This is a genomic window from Microbacterium sp. NPDC056569, assembly GCF_042793475.1.
Lineage (GTDB): Bacteria > Actinomycetota > Actinomycetes > Actinomycetales > Microbacteriaceae > Microbacterium.
Map to the genome: position 1 here is coordinate 18,483 of NZ_JBHTUV010000012.1, position 16,164 is coordinate 34,646.

Below are 16,164 nucleotides of genomic sequence, written 5' to 3' on the forward strand. Positions count from 1 at the left end.
GTCGTGTGGGTGTGGTTCGTGTTCGTGTGAGTCGGAAGTTCATCGGCCCACAGACAAGTCCTCGCCCACGACGCGGTCGTGCGACCCGACGGCCCCCGGGGACGCCGCTGAGGCACCAGCGGGGTTCCGCCGACGGCAGAGCCGCCGGGAGCGGAAACGGATGCTGAGACCCCGGCCGGCGCGCAGGCTGGGGGCATGGCTGAAGAAGGCAAGATCCCCCAGTTCGGGGCCGAGGCGCGGCGCGAGCTGTTCCACCAGCGCGTCCTCGTGCTCGACGGACCGCTCGACGACGACAACGGCACCCTGATCGCGACGCAGCTGCTGGCGCTCGCGGCGGAGGACGAGGCATCCGATATCGCCCTCTGGGTCCACTCGCCCGGCGGCTCGGTGCCGTCGATGCTCGCGATCCGCGACGTCATGAACCTCATCCCCAACGACGTCGCAACCCTGGCGCTGGGCCTCGCGTGCAGCGCGGGGCAGTTCCTGCTGTCTGCCGGCGCCCGCGGCAAGCGGCGCGCGCTGCCGCACGCGCGGATCCTGATGCACCAGGGCTCCGCGGGCATCGGAGGATCGGCGGTCGAGGTCGAGGTGCAGGCCGACGACCTGCGCCACATGCGGGACACCGTGCTGGGAATCATCGCCGCGGATACCGGACAGAGCGTCGAGCGCATCTTCGAGGACTCGCTGCACGACCGGTGGTACACGGCCGCGCAGGCGCGGGACTACGGGTTCATCGATGGGATCGTGGAGTCCTTCGCCCAGGTGGTGCCACGTCGGAGACGGCCCGCGGGACTCGGGCTCGGACCCGCGGATGTGGCGGCATGAGCTCGTACACGATCCCGAACGTGGTGGCGCAGCATCCACGAGGCGACCGCATCATGGACGTCTACTCGCACCTGCTCGCCGAGCGCGTCGTGTATCTCGGCACAGGGATCGACGCGGGCGTCGCGAACGCGCTCATCGCGCAGCTGCTGCACCTCGACGCCGACAGCCCGGATCGCGACATCCAGCTCTACATCAACTGCGAGGGCGGCGACCCGTCGGCGATGCTCGCGGTGTACGACACGATGCAGCACGTGCGGCCGGACGTGGCGACGACGGTCGTCGGGCAGGCGATCGGCGTCGGCGCGGTGATGCTCGCCGCGGGCGCGGCCGGCAAGCGATCGGTCCTCCCGCACGCGCGCATCGTGCTGCACCAGCCGGCGGGGAAGGGGAGGGGCGCGATCCCCGACCTCATCCTCCAGGCGGACGAGCTCGTGCGGGTGCGCGGCGAGGTGGAGGAGATCCTCGCGCGGCATACCGGACAGGATGCTGCGAAACTGCGTGCCGACACCGACCGCGACCGCGTCTTCACCGCCGCCGACGCGGTGGCCTACGGCCTCGCAGACGCCGTGCTCTACCGGCCGGGCGCCCCTGGCCAGACCTTCCCCTCCCACGGGTCGTAGTCGGCGAGGAGCTCCTCCTGCGGCGGGCGCTCGGACTCGGGAACGTGCTGCAGGTTCACGCGCACCCGGTACCAGAGCGAGCTCGAGCCCCGCATCCCGTCGATCATCACGTCGGCCGGGTGGAGCTGGTCGGCGACGGACGGGTGCCGCTTCATCCATTCGTCGAGCGCGGCGACGGACTCGGACTTGGCCTTCGTGCGGGCGATCTCGATGAGCGGCATCGTGGACTGCCGTCGGCCCGATCCGTCGCCGCCGCGCGGCGGCTTCTCGGCCGGGCCCAGTTCGTCGGCGAGCCGCAGCAGCCCATCGAGCGTGCCCACCGCGTCGTCGATGCCCGCGTGCGGGTCGCCGATCTCGGCGTACCGGCCGGGCACCGTGAGCACCGTGAACTCCGCGGGGCGGCGGGACCGCACCTCGTCCCAGTCGAGCGGGGTCGACACCCGCGCATCCGGCAGGGGGCGGATCGAGTATGCCGATGCCACCGTGCGATCCTTGGCGTTCTGGTTGAAGTCGACGAACACGCTCTCCCCGCGCTCCTCCTTCCACCACCGGGCGGTGGCGAGCCCCGGCGCGCGGTTCTCGACCTCGCGCGCGAGCGTCTCGGCCGCGAGGCGCACCTGCTTGTAGTCCCAGTCCGGCGCGATGCGCACCAGGATGTGCATGCCTCGCGACCCGCTCGTCTTCGGCCAGCCAACCAGCCCGACGTCGTCGAGCACCTCGCGCGCGACGAACGCGACGTCGACGATCTGCGACCAGTCCACGCCGGGCATCGGGTCGAGATCGATCCGCAGCTCGTCGGGATGATCGAGGTCCTCGGCGCGCACGGGATGCGGGTTGAGGTCGAGGCAGCCGAGGTTGACCACCCAGGCGAGGCCCGCAGCATCCCGGATCACCGCCTCCTCGGCAGACGTGCCCCGCGCGTACTGCAGGGTCGCCGTGTCGATGAACTCGGGGTGGTTCTCGGGCACGCGCTTCTGGAAGAACGGCTCGGCGTCGATGCCCTTCGGGAAGCGCTTGAGCACCATCGGGCGACCGCCCGCACCGCGGAGCGCCCCCTCGGCGACGGCGAGGTAATAGCGGACGACGTCGAGCTTGGTGATCCCCGGCTCGGGGAACACGATCTTGGTGGGGCTCGAGATGCGCACCTCGTGCCCGTCGATCTCGAGGATCTCGGCTTCCGGCTTGGCGGGCGTCACCCGGCCAGGCTAGCGACGCACCACGACATCGACCAGGGGCGACAGCCGACCCGTCAGGCGGCGAGGGCGTAGGCGACGCAGCATCCGACGACCGCGCGCTCGGTCGCGCGCGAGCGGAGGTCGTCGACGACGCCTGCGGTCAGCTCGATCAGCGTCACCTCGAGAGCGCCGGCGACGGCCGCGATCATCTCGCTCGACGGCTCCTTGAGGCCCCGCTCGATCTCGGAGAGGTACTGCGGCGAGACTCCGGCGCGGTCAGCCGTGTCGGCGAGGCGCTCGCCGCGTTCGTGGCGAAGGCTGCGCAGCCGCTCGCCCAGCGCATCGCGCCAGAGCGGCTCCGGCTCGCGGGGAGGGCGCCGCGACGTCGCAGGCAGCGGGATGATCTCAGCCATGGCGTCACGATAAGGCGACGGCGTCGCCCACCGCGAGCCGTTCCGCTCACAGCAGAAGCAGCGGGGTGAGCGACATGCATCGTTTCGACCAGCCGCCGGCCCGGAGGCTGAGTTCTCTGCTCAACCTGAGAGTTTCCTGTTGACGTTTTGGTTAATCCCACCTAACGTCCCCCTCACGACCCTCGCTGTTCCCCACACACGAGAAAGCAGGCTCCCCCTTGTTCCGACGTCCCCTGGCGGTCATCGGCGCGCTCGCGCTGACGATCGCGACTCCCACCGTGGCCATGGCCGCGGCACCAGAAGACGACCCCACACCGAAACTCGAGCAATCCGACGCCCACGGACCCGTCGGCACGAGCTTCCGCCCGCACAGCGTCGGCGCCGACGGACGCGTCACCGTCATCGTCGAGATGGCGGGCGACCCGACGGCCGTCGCCGAGGCCAAGAAGGGCAGCAAGCTCTCGAAGTCCGAGCGCTCCGCGATCAAGCAGTCGCTCAAGACGGCTCAGGACGCCATCGGCGGCTCGCTCGAGAGCAAGGGCGGCCGGATCCAGGCCAAGATGCAGTCGGCGTACAACGGCATCCAGGTGTCGATCCCGGCCGACCAGGTCGACGCGGTCGCGGAACTCCCCAACGTCGTCGCCGTGCACCCCGTCAAGACCTATACGCTCGACAACGCCGTCTCCGTCCCGTTCATCGGGGTTCCGGACGTCTGGCAGGACACCGGCTACACCGGCGAGAACATCAAGGTCGCGATCATCGACACCGGCGTCGACTACACGCACGCGAACTTCGGCGGCATCGGCACGACCGAGGCCTACGCCGCGGCGCGGGCAGCGGAGACGCAGCCGGCGGATCCGGCGCAGTTCGGCCCCGACGCGCCGCGCGTGAAGGGCGGGTGGGACTTCGTCGGCGACACGTACAACGCCGACCCCGACTCGGAGGACTACCAGCCCGTCCCCATGCCCGACGCGAACCCGCTCGACTGCAACGGGCACGGCAGCCACGTCGCCGGCACCTCCGCGGGAAGCGGCGTCGCGGGCGGTGACACCTACACCGGTCCGTACGACGCGAGCACGCCGGCCCAGACGTTCGACATCGGTCCGGGCGTCGCGCCGGAGGCCGACGTGTACGCGCTCCGCGTCTTCGGCTGCGGCGGCTCGACCGACGTGGTCGTGCCCGCGATCGACTGGGCGGTCGACAACGACATGGACGTCATCAACATGTCGCTCGGCTCGCCGTTCGGCCGGGGCGACGACGCCGACGAGGTGGCCGCGGCCAACGCCGTCGGCGCCGGCGTGGTCGTCGTGAAGTCCGCCGGCAACGAGGGGCCGAGCCCCTACCTCGCCGGCAACGGCAACGGCGTCGTCAGCGTGGCGGCCGTCGACAGCACCGAGAGCTTCCCGGGTGCGACCATCACCGTCGACGGGGTCGCGATCCCGGCGATCAACGCCAACGGCGCGGTGCTGACCGGACTCCCGTCGATGACCGTCGTGCGCCTGTCCGACGACCCCGCCACTCCGGGCGAGAACGAGGCGCTGGGCTGCTCCACCGCTGCGTACACCAAGGCCGGTGTCACCCCGGGCGGCAACCAGCTCGCCGTCTCGACCCGCGGCACGTGCGCGCGCGTCGCGAAGGCGGTCTTCGCGCAGAAGGCCGGCGCGGCGGCGGCGGTGATGATCAACTCGACGAACGACTTCCCGCCGTTCGAGGGCACGATCACCGAGAACCCCGACACCGGTGAGCAGTACACCGTCACGATCCCGTTCCTGGGCGTGCGGTCATCCGACGGGCCGAAGCTCGTCGACGACCTCCCGGCCACCGTCGTCGAGACCCCGCTCGCCAACCCGGGCTTCCGCGGCTATGCGTCGTTCAGCTCGAGCGGGCCTCGCAGCGGCGACAGCGCGCTCGGCGTGGACGTCGCCGCTCCCGGCGTGTCGATCGTGTCCACGGGCGTCGGCACCGGCAGCGGTCCGGCCACCATCTCGGGCACGTCGATGGCGGCTCCGCACGTCGCGGGTGTCGCGGCGCTCGCCGTCCAGGCCCACCCGGCATGGTCGGCGGCCGAGGTGTCGTCGGTGCTCGTGGCGACGGCCGACCCGGACGAGGTCGCCGGCCAGAACCCCGTCCGCGGCGGCGTCGGCCTCGTCGACCCCGCTCAGGCGGTCGCCCAGAACGTGACCGCCACCGGCGACTCGTTCAAGACGAACGACGGGCGCCTGCGCGAGACGGCGCTGAGCTTCGGGTTCCAGGAGAGCGCCGACACGTTCCAGGGCAAGAAGACCGTCACGCTGACGAACTACGGCAGCGAGGCGGTCACCTACAACGCCACGTCGCAGGCCTCCGCGCAGTCCGAGGCAGCCACCGTCACCGTCAGCCCGGCACAGGTCACCGTGCCCGCCGGCCGGTCGGCGAAGGTCACGGTCACGCTCAGCGCGGCGGCCTCGGCCGCGGGCAGCTCGACGACGGGCGGTTTCGCGTTCTCGGAGTTCTCGGGCGACGTCGTGTTCACGTCGGCGGCCGACACGCTGCGCGTTCCGTACCTGCTTGTTCCGCGTGCGACGACGGATGTCTCGGCCAAGGGCGATCTCAAGGTGACCAAGAAGTCGCAGCCGGTCGACGGCGAGGCCTCGGTCGTCCTCACGAACAAGAAGGGCGCCTTCACCGGAGGTGCGTCGTTCTACACGTGGGGCCTCGAGGACCGCAAGGATGCGCCGAAGTCGTTCGCCGACACCGGCTACGACCTGCGCGCCGCGGGCGTCCGCTCGTTCCTGTACAGCGAGGAGTACGGCCAGCTGGTGGTCTTCGCGCTCAACACCCACAACCGGTGGTCGAACGCGGCGAGCAACCAGTACGAGGTGCACGTCGACACCGACCGCGACGGAGAGCCCGACTGGATCGTGTTCTCCGCCGACGGCGGTCTCGTGACCACCGGCTCGGTGAACGGCATCGCGCAGGTCTTCGCCTACGACGTGGCGGCCGGCATCACGTACGCCACCGGCTTCAACGCCTCGGCACCGACCGACAGCAGCACCATCCTGCTGCCCGTGTTCGCGGCCGACCTCGGGCTCACCGAGGAGGCGGGCACGTTCGACTACGCCGTGCAGGCGTCGTCGATCGTGAATGACGGCTCGGATGCGATGGACGGCACGGCGACGTACAACCCGTTCGCGCCGGCGCTCGGTAACAGCCAGTCGGCATCCGTGCCGGTGGGCGGCACCATCCCGGTGCCGGTCGCGGTGGATGCCGCGGCGTTCGCCGAGCAGAAGCCGCGCGGAGTCATGGTCGTCGTCATGGACAACGCGGCGGGTGCGGGCGAGGCGATCCTGGTCAAGGCCAAGTAGCCCGGCGCATCTGATCGCAACCGGCAGAGGTGGCGTCCCGTCGTAAGGCGGGGCGCCACTTCTTCGTGCGGAGGGAGACGGATGCTGCGGCCCCCCGCCACCGGAAGAGCCCGTCTCAGCGGGTGCAGAGCTTCGGGGTGTCCGTCGTCCCGAACCGGTAGTCGTAGGTCTGCCCGTCGACGGTGACGACGACCTGCATGCCGTCGACCAGCGCCTGCGTGTACGAGACGCCCGGCGACGGGCATCCGAGCGCACCGTTGTTCCACGTGACGGCGTGGGACGACACGAGTTCGGGAGTCCCGGCGACGTCGCGCTCGGCGAGATCGGCGACGATCGCATCCCAGCGGGCGGGTGGCACCGGAACGGCTTCACCTGTCGGCGCGATCGGGCCGCGCGGCGTCGGGTCCAGTGGCGGCTCGCCCGAAGCCGAAGGCTGCGGGAGGGACGGAGTCGGCTCGGTCATGGGCTCTCCTGAGCATCCGGCGAGGCAGAGCACCAGCGCCACCGCGCCCACCGTCGCGAGTCGTCGAGCCATGCCACTCCTCGAATCGGCATCAGCCTAGGCGCGGCCGGCGTCGGGTGCCGGGATCCGGAGCGAACGCACAGCAGAACGGCCGCCCGGAGAACCGGACGGCCGTTCGTGTGAAGCGCTGGGCGTCAGTTGCTGCCGCGCACGATCGCGATCATTCGGAGGATCTCGATGTACAGCCAGACGACGGTGACCATGATGCCGAAGCCGCCGAGCCAGCCGTAGGCGCGCGGGGCGCCGTTGCGCACGCCCTGCTGGATGCTGTCGAAGTCGAGCACCAGCGAGTACGCGGCCATGATGACCACGAGCACGCCGATGATGAGCCCCAGCGGGATGCCCATGAACTGCTGGCTGAGCAGACCGAAAGCACCGCCCGCGATCGGCGCGTTGAAGAGCATCAGGCCGATGTTGATGAGCGAGAACACGAGGTAGCCGACCATCGCGATGAGGAAGACCTTCGTGGCCTTCTTCGAGGCGCGGATCTTGCCGCTGGCGAAGAGCGCGAGGGTCACGCCGACGACCGAGAGGGTCGCGAGCGTCGCCTGCAGGACGATGCCCTCCCACTGCACCTCGAAGAACGCCGAGATGCCACCGACGAAGAGACCCTCGAAGGCCGCGTAGCCGAAGATGAGCGCGGGACGGATCTTCTTGCGCGAACCGAAGATCACGACGAGCGACAGGACGAACCCGCCGAGCGCGCCGAGCATCCAGGGGAGGATCGAGATCTGGCTCGGGGAGGTCGCCGACGTGCCGCCGAGCGTCCACACCCAGCCGATGGCGGCGAAGACCAGGAGGACGGCGAACAGGCCGACGGTCTTCCAGATGGTGTCTTCGTACGACATGCGGCCGGTCTCGGCGGCACCCGCGGACGGTGCCGCGTACATGCCTTCGAGGTGGGCCTGGGCCGCAGCATCCGTCCCGGCGTGCTGCGCCGTCGCGAACTGCGTCTGCCCGCCCAGGTTCGCCGCCTGCGAACCACCGGGGTAGGTCTGAACGGCCTTCGGGTCCTGGAAGGCCGGGTTGTTGAACGCGGGGTTGTTGAGGGCCACTGCTCTCACACTCCAATGTCAAGGGAATCCCAGCACGATGCTGTTGATCAACACTATCCGACCGGCCGTGACCGGGCACGGGTTCGTGCTGTGAGCTGACTATGAACGGATGCTGCACCCCCGGGCTGGAGGCGGGCTCGTGGTTACGCTGGGACGGTGCCGCGCCGAACTCCGCTCGTCATCGGGCACCGCGGCGCGCCCGGGTACCGGCCCGAGCACTCCCGCTCGTCGTACGCCCTCGCGTTCGAGATGGGCGTCGACGCCGTCGAACCCGATGTGGTCGTGTCGCGCGACGGCGTGCTCGTCGTGCGGCACGAGAACGAGATCTCGGGCACGACGGATGTCGCCGACCGCCCGGAGTTCGCGGACCGCCACGCGACGAAGTTCGTCGACGGCGTCGAGCTGAGCGGCTGGTTCACCGAGGACTTCACGTGGGACGAGCTCGCGACGCTGCGCTGTCGCGAGCGCATCGCCGGGCTGCGCCCGACGAGCGCGAGCTTCGACGACGAGCAGCCCGTGCTGCGGCTGCGCGACGTGCTCGACCAGACCCGCGAGGCCTCGCTCGAGCGGGGGCGCGAGATCGGCGTCGTCCTCGAGATCAAGCACGCGACGTACTTCGCGTCGATCGGGTGGGACGTCGCCGAGCTGGTCGACACCGAGCTGCGCGAGGCGGGCTGGGCCGACGGCGAGCTGCCGCTCACGATCGAGGCGTTCGAGTCGACCGTGCTGTTCGGGCTTCAGGAACGCGGCATCCGTGGGTCGTACGTGTATCTGCTCGAGGACGCGGGGCGCCCGTTCGACCTGTTCAGCGCACACGGCAAGGCCGCGCTCACGTACCGGCAGACCGCCGCGCCCGCCGGGCTCGACGGCCTCGTCGGACGTGTGGATGGGATCAGCGTCGACAAGCGCACGATCCTCCGCCCCGACCGGCTCGGGCGCACCGCCGGGCCGTCGCGCGTCGTCGCCGACGCGCACGAACGCGGCCTGCGGGTCTTCACCTGGACCTGCCGCCCCGAGAACCGCTTCCTCATCGGCCAGTTCCGCACCCGCGGCGGCCCCGCCTCGTTCGGCGACTGGGAGTCGGAGTGGGGCGTGATCCGGGACGCCGGCGTCGACGGTGTCTTCGTCGACCACCCCGATCTGGGTGTCGCGTTCTTCCGCCCCTGAGCCCCGTTCGCGTCCGAACGACCACCCTGGAATCGCGAAAGGGTGGATTTCCGCACGCCGCATCCGCGGAGACCCACCCTCTCGCGAGTCCAGGCACTGAATCCGGGGAACCGTGTTCCCATGTCGCTAGGGTGGGCCCGTGACCACCCCCGGTATCACCGCCGAGCCCGGCATCGTCGTCCAGGGCGTGCGGCGCGCGTTCGGCGAGGTGCAGGCCGTCCGCAACATCACACTGCGAGCGGACGCAGGCAGGGTGACCGGCCTCGTCGGGCCGAACGGCTCCGGCAAGACCACGCTGCTGCTCATGCTCGCGTCGCTCCTGGCGCCCGACGCGGGCTCGATCCGCATCGACGGCGTCGACCCGGTGACCGACCCGCAGGCCGCCCGGGCACTGCTGGGCTGGATGCCCGACGCGCTCGGCGCGTGGGGCTCGCTGACATCGCGCGAGACGCTGGCGGTGACGGCGCGGTTGTACGGGATGCCGAAGGCCGCAGCATCCGTTCGCGCCGAGGCGCTCCTTGCCGAAGTGGGCCTCGTCGATCTCGGCAACGCGCCCGCTCGCGTGCTCTCGCGCGGGCAGAAGCAGCGACTCGGACTCGCGCGCGCGCTCGTGCACGAGCCGCGGGTGCTGCTGCTCGACGAGCCGGCGTCGGGTCTCGACCCGCAGGCGCGCATCGATCTGCGGCTGCTGCTGCGGCGCTTCGCGGCCGAAGGGCGCACGGTGCTCGTGTCGAGCCACATCCTGTCGGAGCTCGAGGAGGTGGTCGACGACGCCGTGTTCCTCATGGGCGGCGTGACCGTCGACCCCGCCCGCGTCGAGGCGGCGTCGCGCCGCGCACGGCCGTGGCGGGTGCGGCTCGCCGGGGCCGAGGCATCCGATTCCCGCGCGAGCGTGGCCGCCGCGCTGCAGGTTCCCGCCGAGAGCCTGGGTGTCGACCGCCGCGACGTCATGGCGTCGTTCGCGTCGGAGCAAGATGCCGCCGCGGCCCTGCGCGACCTCGTCGCCGCGGGACTCGAGGTGGTCGAGTTCGCGGCGGCGCAGGGCGCTCTCGAGCGCACCTTCCTCGACCTCGGCGACGGGCGACCGCCCCAGGCGCCGCCACCGCCGCCGACCGCCGGCACGGACGAGAGCGAGGCGACGTCGTGAACGCGCAGCGACTCGGCACCATCGTCGGCCTCGAGCTGACGCAGCGCACCCGCAGCGTCGCCTGGTACGTGCTGCTCGGCGTGTTCGGGCTGCTGCTCGTCTTCGTGACGTCGCTGTCGTTCCTCGCCTGGGGTGCCGTCGACGAGCCCGGCGGCGCGATCTACTCCACGATCGTCTACATCACCCTGCTGCTCGTGGTGCTGGTGTCGCCGACGCTGAGCGGCAACGCGATCAACGGCGACCGGGATGCCGCGACCCTCGCACCCGTTCAGGTCACGCTGGCGACCACCCTCGAGATCCTCATCGGCAAGTTCCTGGCGGCCTGGGTCACCGGCCTCGCGTTCGTGGCGGTGGCGGTGCCGTTCCTCGTGCTGGCGACCGTCGTCGGCGGGGGAGCGCCCGGCACGATGGCGGTGTCGCTGCTCGTGCTGGTGTTCGAGGTCGGCGTCATCGCGGCGATCGGCGTCGCGCTGAGCGGCATCCTGTCGCGACCGCTGTTCTCGGTGGCCACCACCTACCTGGTCGTCGCGGCGCTCGTGATCGGCACGCTCATCGCCTTCACCCTCGTCGGCTACACGACGAGGTCGGTGGTGACCAACCACTACCGTTCGATCGAGTACGACCAGTACACCGGCGACACGTTCCCGTGCATGCCCGGCGAGACGCCGAGCGACGAGTATCCGTGCGACGACGATGTCGAGGTGCGCTGCGGCGAGTGGCAGACGTCGACGTACGAGGTCCCGCGGTTCGACCACGTGTGGTGGCTGCTCGCGGCGAACCCGTTCGTGATCCTGGCCGACGCGACGCCGACGCAGTACGACGAGAACGGCAACCCGAACGACCTCTTCGGTCAGATCAAGTTCGGCGTCCGCGCGGCTCAGCAGCCGCCCGAGCTCGAGCAGCGCTGGGACGACTGCGCGCCGCCGCTCGAGGACTTCCGACCCACCCCCGAGGAGATCATCGACCGGTCCACGCCGAGCTGGTTCGTCGGCATGGCGCTGCAGCTCCTGCTCGCGGCGGGCCTGATGTGGTGGGCGTGGGCGCGGACGCGCACCCCCGCCGGCCGTCTGCCGGCGGGGACGCGCATCGCATAGGAGAGCGGAGGTCGGGCTGCGCTCGGTGTACCGGGCTCAGCGCACGAGCGCGAGGCCGCCGGTCCAGCCGATCTGCTCGCCGACCGCGAGGGTCAGCTGGAGGAAGCCGATCGCCTCGAGCTCGTGAGCACGGGCGAGTGCGCCCGCGTCGACGGCTTCGAGGCCACCGGCGGTGATGGCGGTGATGAGCCCGGTCTTCGCGGCGTCGTCGTCGCCGGCGACGAGTACGGTGGTCGTGGCGTCGCCCTCGCGACCGCTGACGAGCGTCGCGGCGAAGTTCGTGTTGAACCCCTTCAGCACCCTCGACTCGGGCAGAGCGGACTGGAGCTCCGCGGCCGCCGAGCTGCCGGCGGGCACGACGAGGGCGTCGAACGTCGAGAAGTCGAGGGGGTTCGTGATGTCGACGACCGTCTTGCCGGCGAGCTGGGGGCCGTAGGCGGCGGCGATCTGCGCGAGTGCCGGGTACGGCACCGCCAGCACGACGATGTCGCCGTTCACGGTGGCGCCGGTGTCGGCGCTGCCGATGTGCTGGATGTCGGCGCCGCCGCGGGCGAGCACACCGCTGATGGCCTGGCCCATGTTGCCGTTTCCGAAGATCGTGATCGTGGTCATGGCTGTTCTCCTGTCGGACGAATTGCTTGTAGCTTCAAGCATCTGCTGATGACAACTCGCTTGTCGCCACAACTATTCCTAGAATCGGAGAATGGACAGGCCGCGGTTCTACACGGCGGAGGAGCAGGACACGTGGGTGCCGTTCGCGGCACTCCTCGAACTGCTTCCGCGCGAGCTCGACGCCCAGCTGCTGCGCGATGAGGACCTCACGCACTTCGACTACTTCGCGCTGTCGATGCTGTCGAACGCCGACGATCATCGCCTCCAGATGAAGGAGCTCGCGTCGATGACGAACGCGACGCTGCCGCGCCTGTCGCACGTGATCTCGCGGCTCGAAGCACGCGGCCTGGTGCGACGGGAGCGCAACACGGCCGACGCTCGCGCGACCGACGCCGTCATCACGGCCGACGGGCGCCGCAAGGTGCTGCACGCCACCCCGGGGCATGTCGAGTCCGTGCGTCATGTGCTGCTGGATGTCATCACGCCCGAGCAGGCGGAGCAGCTGCGGGGGATCACCGCAGCCGTGCTCGGCCGGCTCGACCCCGACGGGCGGATGGCCGCGAGCCGACCGCGCTGACCGGCGCGTTCGCATCGGGTGGTCTGACCGAGAGCACCCGTTATTCGCGTTCGGATCGGGTGATCTCGGTGAGAGCACGCGATAGTGACGCGGGGAGGACGCGGACGCGCAACGCGAGGACCCCGCACGTGCGTCGAGCATTCACCCGATACACCCCGTCCGTTCATCGACATGCGGGCGCGTGGCCCCGACGATGGATCGACCGGCACCGGTGCCGACAGTGACCGGCCGGAACGAAGGTTCCGGCATCCGATTCGTCCGTCGTCCCTCCACCCGAGAGGTGCCACATGACCCTTCGCGTGCTGTCGCTCTACGAAGGCTTCTTCGCCGGTGGGGCACGGATCCTCCACTCCGATGTCGTCGCGGGGCTCCACGCCGGCCGCGAGCAGTCCCACGCCGTGCTGTCGCTTTCCGCCCAGGCGCGACGAGATGCCACCGTCCAGTCCGCCCACGACGACCCCCGCTATCGACGGCTCGCCGGCGCCGGCGTCGAGATCACCGCGCTCGGGGGCACGGCGGGCGCCGAACCGATGGATCCGTCGTCGTTCCGCGAGCTCGACCTCCACCGCGCCGCCGAGGCGATCGCACAGGCCGACGTCGTGCTCTCGCTCAAGGAGCAGCCCCTCGGCCTGCTCCTCGCGCTGCGCGCGCACGGGCTCATGCCGTCCGTGCCGGTCGCAGCGTGCCTGCACCGCTCCGATCCGTCGCACTCCGGGTCCGCGCTCGGGTGGCTCCGCGAAGCGGCCGAGACGGGGCTCCTCACCGCCACGATCTCGTGTGCGCGGTCGACCGACGAGGCGTACGCGCAGCACCTGCCGTTCGGCCTCGATCGTCGCGTGGTGCCGAACGGCATCGACACCGACGTGTTCGCGCCCGCGACAGACGCGGCCGAGACCGCCGCGCTGCGCACCGGGCTCGGCATCCCGTTCGATGCGCCCGTCATCCTGCTCGCGGCCCGGTTCGACGAGATGAAGGACCCGGGGCTCTTCCTCCGCGCAGCCGCGCGTCATGCCGCGGCGCACCCCGATGCGCACTACGTCCTGTGCGGCGCCGGCATGACCTGCGACAACGCAGGTTTCGCTTCGCTGATCACGGATGCTGCGGCCCCGGCCGATCGCGTGCACGTCCTGGGCATCCGCAGCGACATGCCGGCCCTCTACCGGATCGCCGACGTCGTGGCGCTGACGAGCGCCTACGGGGAGGCCTCCCCGCTGTGCCTGCTCGAGGGCGCTGCCGCGGGGGCGACCCCCGTCACCACCGACGTCGGCGACGCCGCCCGGAGCGTCGAAAGGTTCGGGCTCGTGACTCCGCGCGACCCCGACGCCATCGCGTCCGCCTGGGACGCGGTTCTGCGCGATCGGGACCACTACCGGGACGCCGCGCTCGCCGCCCGCCCGGGCCTGTCGCGCGGCCGGATGATCGACGAGTACCGCCTGGCGATCGAGAGCCTCGCCGAGCGCCGCCGCCTCGCGGCCTGAGCGGGACGCGCGCGCCGGCACACGATGGTGACGTGCCGCGTCAGGCGTAGAAGCCGTCGCGGAGGTTGATGCCGTGCTCGACCCACACCTTGAGGGCTGCGAGCATGCCGGTCCAGCCCTCGCAGTTGCCGAATGCACTCTTCGCGCCGTCGGCGTTCGCCTGCCAGGCGGATTCGGTGATGGTCACCAGCGTGCGCGCGCCGTCGTCGACGGGTTCGAACTCGAATGTGGTCGTGGTCTCGGCCTCGACGCCGGCCCGCGCCTCCCACCGGATGACCAGCCGTCGCGGCGGGTCGGACTCGACCACGGTGACCGGGAAGCGGCCGGGGAAATCGGCGAAGTCCCACGTGACATCGGCGCCCTGCTCGAGGCGGCCGCGCGCTCCTCCGGTCGTGAAGTAGCGCGAGAGCTGCTCCGGGTCGGCGACGGCCTCGTAGACCTCCGCGACGGGTCGTGCCACCCGCCCCGACACGGTGAACGACAGCGCGGTGAGTTCTTCAGACATGTTGTAGGTTTATAACATGATGGATGCTGAGCACAAGGGGTCCGACGACGACCTGGTGTTCAAAGCGCTCGCCGCGCCGCTGCGCCGCCGCATGCTCGACGCGCTGAAGCAGGAGCCGCTGACGACGGGCGCGCTGTGCGCCCGGTTTCCCGAAGTCGACCGCACGACGGTGCTGCAGCACCTGCGCGTGCTGGAACGGGCGGAGCTCGTGACCGGGCGGAAGATCGGGCGCGAACGCCACCTGGCGCTGGCGCCGGTGCCGATCAAGCGCATCCACGACCGCTGGATCGGGGACTACGCACGCGCCGCGGTCGACCTGCTCGACCGTCTCGGCGACTGATCCGCGGGTCGGGGGGTGCTCGTTGGTTCGGGGCGTTTCGTCTCGCTCGCTCAGCGACCGGGGATCAGGCGCTCCTTCACCACGCGAGCGGTCGCGGCGGGGTCGGGGCGGTGCATGACCGACTCGGGGACGACGACGAGCTCGGCGCCATCGATCTCGTCGGCCAGACGGTCGGCGGCGGTGATCAGCATCGGGAACGTCTGCGCGCCGCGCAGCACGGTGACCGGCGCCGCGACCGAGAGCATCTCGGCGCTCGGCGTCGACGCGACGCCCACGAGGTTCGTGTCGTACACGGTCGACTGCGCGAGCGGCACGAGCGCGGCGAACTGATCGCTCGCGCGGATGCCGTCGACCATCTCGCGCGGGAGCCCGACGCCCTCGAGCTGGAACGTGACGATCGCCTCGTCGGCGCGACCGTCGTCGACGAGGGTCTGCAGGCGCTCGGCGAGATCGTCGGCCGGCTCGTCGACGCCGAACCGCAGCGGCGGCTCCGAAAGGAACAGCGCCCGCACCGGCACCCCACGGGACGCGGCGAACAGCGTCAGCACCGCGCCCGACGAATGGCCGAGCACCGCGGCCTCGCCACCGACGCCGTCGATCACGGCCGCGAGGTCCTCGACCTCGCGCTCGGGCGTGGAGTCCCGCGCGTCCCCGCTCGAGCCGCGCGCGCGGCGATCCCACGTGACCGCTCGGAAGCCGGCATCCGCCAACGCGGTCGCCAGCCCTGCCGCGTCGGCCGCCGTCGACATCGCTCCGTTCACGATGACGACGACCGGGCCGTCGCCCGTCTGGTCGTAGCCGATGGGAGTGCCGTCGGCAGAGGTCACGGTGTTCATGGGCGCCAGCCAACCACGGGTGTCCGACACGCGACAGGGGCGCAGCATCCGTCATCCGAGTCCCTGCACGCATCGGCACCCGTGTCAACCACGTGTGCGGGAGGCGCGAGCGAAGGGCACCCTTGCGGCATGAAGCACGTGACGTACGCAGACAAGGCACTCTTCCTCGACGACGAGGCGGCCGACTGGCTGATGGAGTACGCGCGTGCCCTGGGGCTTTCGGGACTGACGGACACCATCACGCTGCACGCGATCGGCCTCGACGGCAACGAGGTCGACGCGACGTTCCTGCTGAACGCGAGCACGGAGCTCATCACGCAGACGACACAGAACTCGCTGAGCGGCCCGACGAACGACGAGGCCGTCGGCTACATGCAGGAGCGGACGCGGCTCATCGTGTCGCCACCTCCCGCGCGGATGGTGGACGATCCGCTCGACATCTCGTGAGCCGCC

General features: G+C 70.8%; 17 protein-coding genes. 10 read left to right on the top strand and 7 right to left on the bottom strand.

Annotated features, from left to right (window positions below; all coding sequences use genetic code 11):
• Window positions 1-195: 195 nt before the first annotated feature.
• Together ACFQ7C_RS14630 and ACFQ7C_RS14635 are read left to right on the top strand one after the other, a co-directional pair.
• Window positions 196-825 carry a ClpP family protease gene (locus tag ACFQ7C_RS14630; RefSeq protein ID WP_378902511.1) on the top strand — a complete coding sequence of 210 codons (630 nt, stop codon included), beginning with the start codon at window positions 196-198 and terminating at the stop codon, window positions 823-825.
• Window positions 822-1,445: a ClpP family protease gene (locus ACFQ7C_RS14635; protein ID WP_378902514.1), complete on the top strand. Its 624-nt coding sequence runs from the start codon at window positions 822-824 to the stop codon at window positions 1,443-1,445. Before ACFQ7C_RS14630 ends, ACFQ7C_RS14635 begins: the two co-directional genes overlap by 4 nt.
• Here ACFQ7C_RS14635 and ligD read toward each other — a convergent pair.
• Together ligD and ACFQ7C_RS14645 are read right to left on the bottom strand one after the other, a co-directional pair.
• Window positions 1,397-2,641: a non-homologous end-joining DNA ligase gene (gene ligD / locus ACFQ7C_RS14640; RefSeq protein ID WP_378902517.1), complete on the bottom strand. Its 1,245-nt coding sequence runs from the start codon at window positions 2,639-2,641 to the stop codon at window positions 1,397-1,399. The genes ACFQ7C_RS14635 and ligD overlap by 49 nt on opposite strands.
• Window positions 2,642-2,694: 53 nt before the next feature.
• Entirely contained in the window at window positions 2,695-3,033 is a 339-nt protein-coding gene (locus tag ACFQ7C_RS14645; RefSeq protein ID WP_378902520.1) for a helix-turn-helix domain-containing protein, read from the bottom strand.
• Between the two features lie 218 nt (window positions 3,034-3,251).
• Here ACFQ7C_RS14645 and ACFQ7C_RS14650 point away from each other — a divergent pair, with 218 nt between their 5' ends.
• On the top strand, window positions 3,252-6,377 hold the full coding sequence (locus tag ACFQ7C_RS14650; RefSeq protein ID WP_378902523.1) for a S8 family serine peptidase: 3,126 nt from the start codon (window positions 3,252-3,254) through the stop codon (window positions 6,375-6,377).
• A gap of 115 nt (window positions 6,378-6,492) precedes the next feature.
• Here ACFQ7C_RS14650 and ACFQ7C_RS14655 read toward each other — a convergent pair whose 3' ends face one another.
• Both ACFQ7C_RS14655 and ACFQ7C_RS14660 read right to left on the bottom strand, forming a co-directional pair.
• On the bottom strand, window positions 6,493-6,912 hold the full coding sequence (locus ACFQ7C_RS14655) for a hypothetical protein (protein WP_378902526.1): 420 nt from the start codon (window positions 6,910-6,912) through the stop codon (window positions 6,493-6,495).
• 122 nt (window positions 6,913-7,034) lie between these two features.
• Window positions 7,035-7,955 carry a Bax inhibitor-1/YccA family protein gene (locus ACFQ7C_RS14660; RefSeq protein WP_378902885.1) on the bottom strand — a complete coding sequence of 307 codons (921 nt, stop codon included), beginning with the start codon at window positions 7,953-7,955 and terminating at the stop codon, window positions 7,035-7,037.
• A 156-nt stretch (window positions 7,956-8,111) separates the two neighbouring features.
• On the opposite strand from ACFQ7C_RS14660, the gene ACFQ7C_RS14665 reads away from it, so the two are divergent.
• The 3 genes from ACFQ7C_RS14665 to ACFQ7C_RS14675 all read left to right on the top strand — a co-directional run bounded on the left by ACFQ7C_RS14665 (window position 8,112) and on the right by ACFQ7C_RS14675 (window position 11,363).
• Complete coding sequence (locus ACFQ7C_RS14665; protein WP_378902528.1) at window positions 8,112-9,122, top strand: glycerophosphodiester phosphodiesterase family protein; 1,011 nt, start codon at window positions 8,112-8,114, stop codon at window positions 9,120-9,122.
• Window positions 9,123-9,261: 139 nt separating this feature from the next.
• Window positions 9,262-10,269 (top strand): ATP-binding cassette domain-containing protein, encoded by a 1,008-nt coding sequence (locus ACFQ7C_RS14670; protein WP_378902530.1) that lies wholly within the window; start codon window positions 9,262-9,264, stop codon window positions 10,267-10,269.
• The gene (locus ACFQ7C_RS14675) at window positions 10,266-11,363 is read left to right on the top strand and encodes an ABC transporter permease (protein WP_378902532.1); all 1,098 of its coding nucleotides are present in this window, start codon (window positions 10,266-10,268) and stop codon (window positions 11,361-11,363) included. The genes ACFQ7C_RS14670 and ACFQ7C_RS14675 overlap by 4 nt, the downstream gene beginning before the upstream one ends.
• 36 nt (window positions 11,364-11,399) lie before the next feature.
• On the opposite strand, the gene ACFQ7C_RS14680 is transcribed toward ACFQ7C_RS14675, so the two are convergent.
• A complete protein-coding gene (locus ACFQ7C_RS14680; protein ID WP_378902535.1) occupies window positions 11,400-11,975 on the bottom strand; it encodes an NADPH-dependent F420 reductase in 576 nt (191 codons plus the stop codon).
• Window positions 11,976-12,066: 91 nt separating this feature from the next.
• Here ACFQ7C_RS14680 and ACFQ7C_RS14685 point away from each other — a divergent pair, with 91 nt between their 5' ends.
• Both ACFQ7C_RS14685 and ACFQ7C_RS14690 read left to right on the top strand, forming a co-directional pair.
• A complete protein-coding gene (locus ACFQ7C_RS14685) occupies window positions 12,067-12,552 on the top strand; it encodes a MarR family winged helix-turn-helix transcriptional regulator (RefSeq protein WP_378902538.1) in 486 nt (161 codons plus the stop codon).
• A 287-nt stretch (window positions 12,553-12,839) separates the two neighbouring features.
• Complete coding sequence (locus ACFQ7C_RS14690) at window positions 12,840-14,030, top strand: glycosyltransferase (protein ID WP_378902541.1); 1,191 nt, start codon at window positions 12,840-12,842, stop codon at window positions 14,028-14,030.
• Between the two features lie 40 nt (window positions 14,031-14,070).
• Here ACFQ7C_RS14690 and ACFQ7C_RS14695 read toward each other — a convergent pair whose 3' ends face one another.
• On the bottom strand, window positions 14,071-14,535 hold the full coding sequence (locus ACFQ7C_RS14695; RefSeq protein ID WP_378902544.1) for an SRPBCC domain-containing protein: 465 nt from the start codon (window positions 14,533-14,535) through the stop codon (window positions 14,071-14,073).
• A gap of 16 nt (window positions 14,536-14,551) precedes the next feature.
• On the opposite strand from ACFQ7C_RS14695, the gene ACFQ7C_RS14700 reads away from it, so the two are divergent.
• Window positions 14,552-14,875, top strand: a complete 324-nt coding sequence (locus tag ACFQ7C_RS14700) for an ArsR/SmtB family transcription factor (RefSeq protein ID WP_378902547.1) — start codon at window positions 14,552-14,554, stop codon at window positions 14,873-14,875.
• 50 nt (window positions 14,876-14,925) lie between these two features.
• Here ACFQ7C_RS14700 and ACFQ7C_RS14705 read toward each other — a convergent pair whose 3' ends face one another.
• Entirely contained in the window at window positions 14,926-15,711 is a 786-nt protein-coding gene (locus tag ACFQ7C_RS14705; protein WP_378902550.1) for an alpha/beta fold hydrolase, read from the bottom strand.
• A 129-nt stretch (window positions 15,712-15,840) separates the two neighbouring features.
• Between ACFQ7C_RS14705 and ACFQ7C_RS14710 the strand changes: the two genes are divergently transcribed.
• Complete coding sequence (locus ACFQ7C_RS14710) at window positions 15,841-16,158, top strand: hypothetical protein (RefSeq protein WP_378902553.1); 318 nt, start codon at window positions 15,841-15,843, stop codon at window positions 16,156-16,158.
• Window positions 16,159-16,164 lie beyond the last annotated feature (6 nt).

Excerpts from the sequence above, each read along its gene's own strand:
- ACFQ7C_RS14630 (WP_378902511.1), top strand. The coding sequence starts at position 196 with ATGGCTGAAGAAGGCAAGATCCCCCAGTTCGGGGCCGAGGCGCGGCGC.
- ACFQ7C_RS14680 (WP_378902535.1), bottom strand. The coding sequence starts at position 11,975 with ATGACCACGATCACGATCTTCGGAAACGGCAACATGGGCCAGGCCATC.
- ACFQ7C_RS14635 (WP_378902514.1), top strand. The coding sequence starts at position 822 with ATGAGCTCGTACACGATCCCGAACGTGGTGGCGCAGCATCCACGAGGC.
- ACFQ7C_RS14695 (WP_378902544.1), bottom strand. The coding sequence starts at position 14,535 with ATGTCTGAAGAACTCACCGCGCTGTCGTTCACCGTGTCGGGGCGGGTG.
- ACFQ7C_RS14705 (WP_378902550.1), bottom strand. The coding sequence starts at position 15,711 with ATGAACACCGTGACCTCTGCCGACGGCACTCCCATCGGCTACGACCAG.
- ACFQ7C_RS14700 (WP_378902547.1), top strand. The coding sequence starts at position 14,552 with ATGATGGATGCTGAGCACAAGGGGTCCGACGACGACCTGGTGTTCAAA.
- ACFQ7C_RS14655 (WP_378902526.1), bottom strand. The coding sequence starts at position 6,912 with ATGGCTCGACGACTCGCGACGGTGGGCGCGGTGGCGCTGGTGCTCTGC.
- ACFQ7C_RS14710 (WP_378902553.1), top strand. The coding sequence starts at position 15,841 with ATGAAGCACGTGACGTACGCAGACAAGGCACTCTTCCTCGACGACGAG.
- ACFQ7C_RS14690 (WP_378902541.1), top strand. The coding sequence starts at position 12,840 with ATGACCCTTCGCGTGCTGTCGCTCTACGAAGGCTTCTTCGCCGGTGGG.
- ACFQ7C_RS14685 (WP_378902538.1), top strand. The coding sequence starts at position 12,067 with ATGGACAGGCCGCGGTTCTACACGGCGGAGGAGCAGGACACGTGGGTG.
- ACFQ7C_RS14645 (WP_378902520.1), bottom strand. The coding sequence starts at position 3,033 with ATGGCTGAGATCATCCCGCTGCCTGCGACGTCGCGGCGCCCTCCCCGC.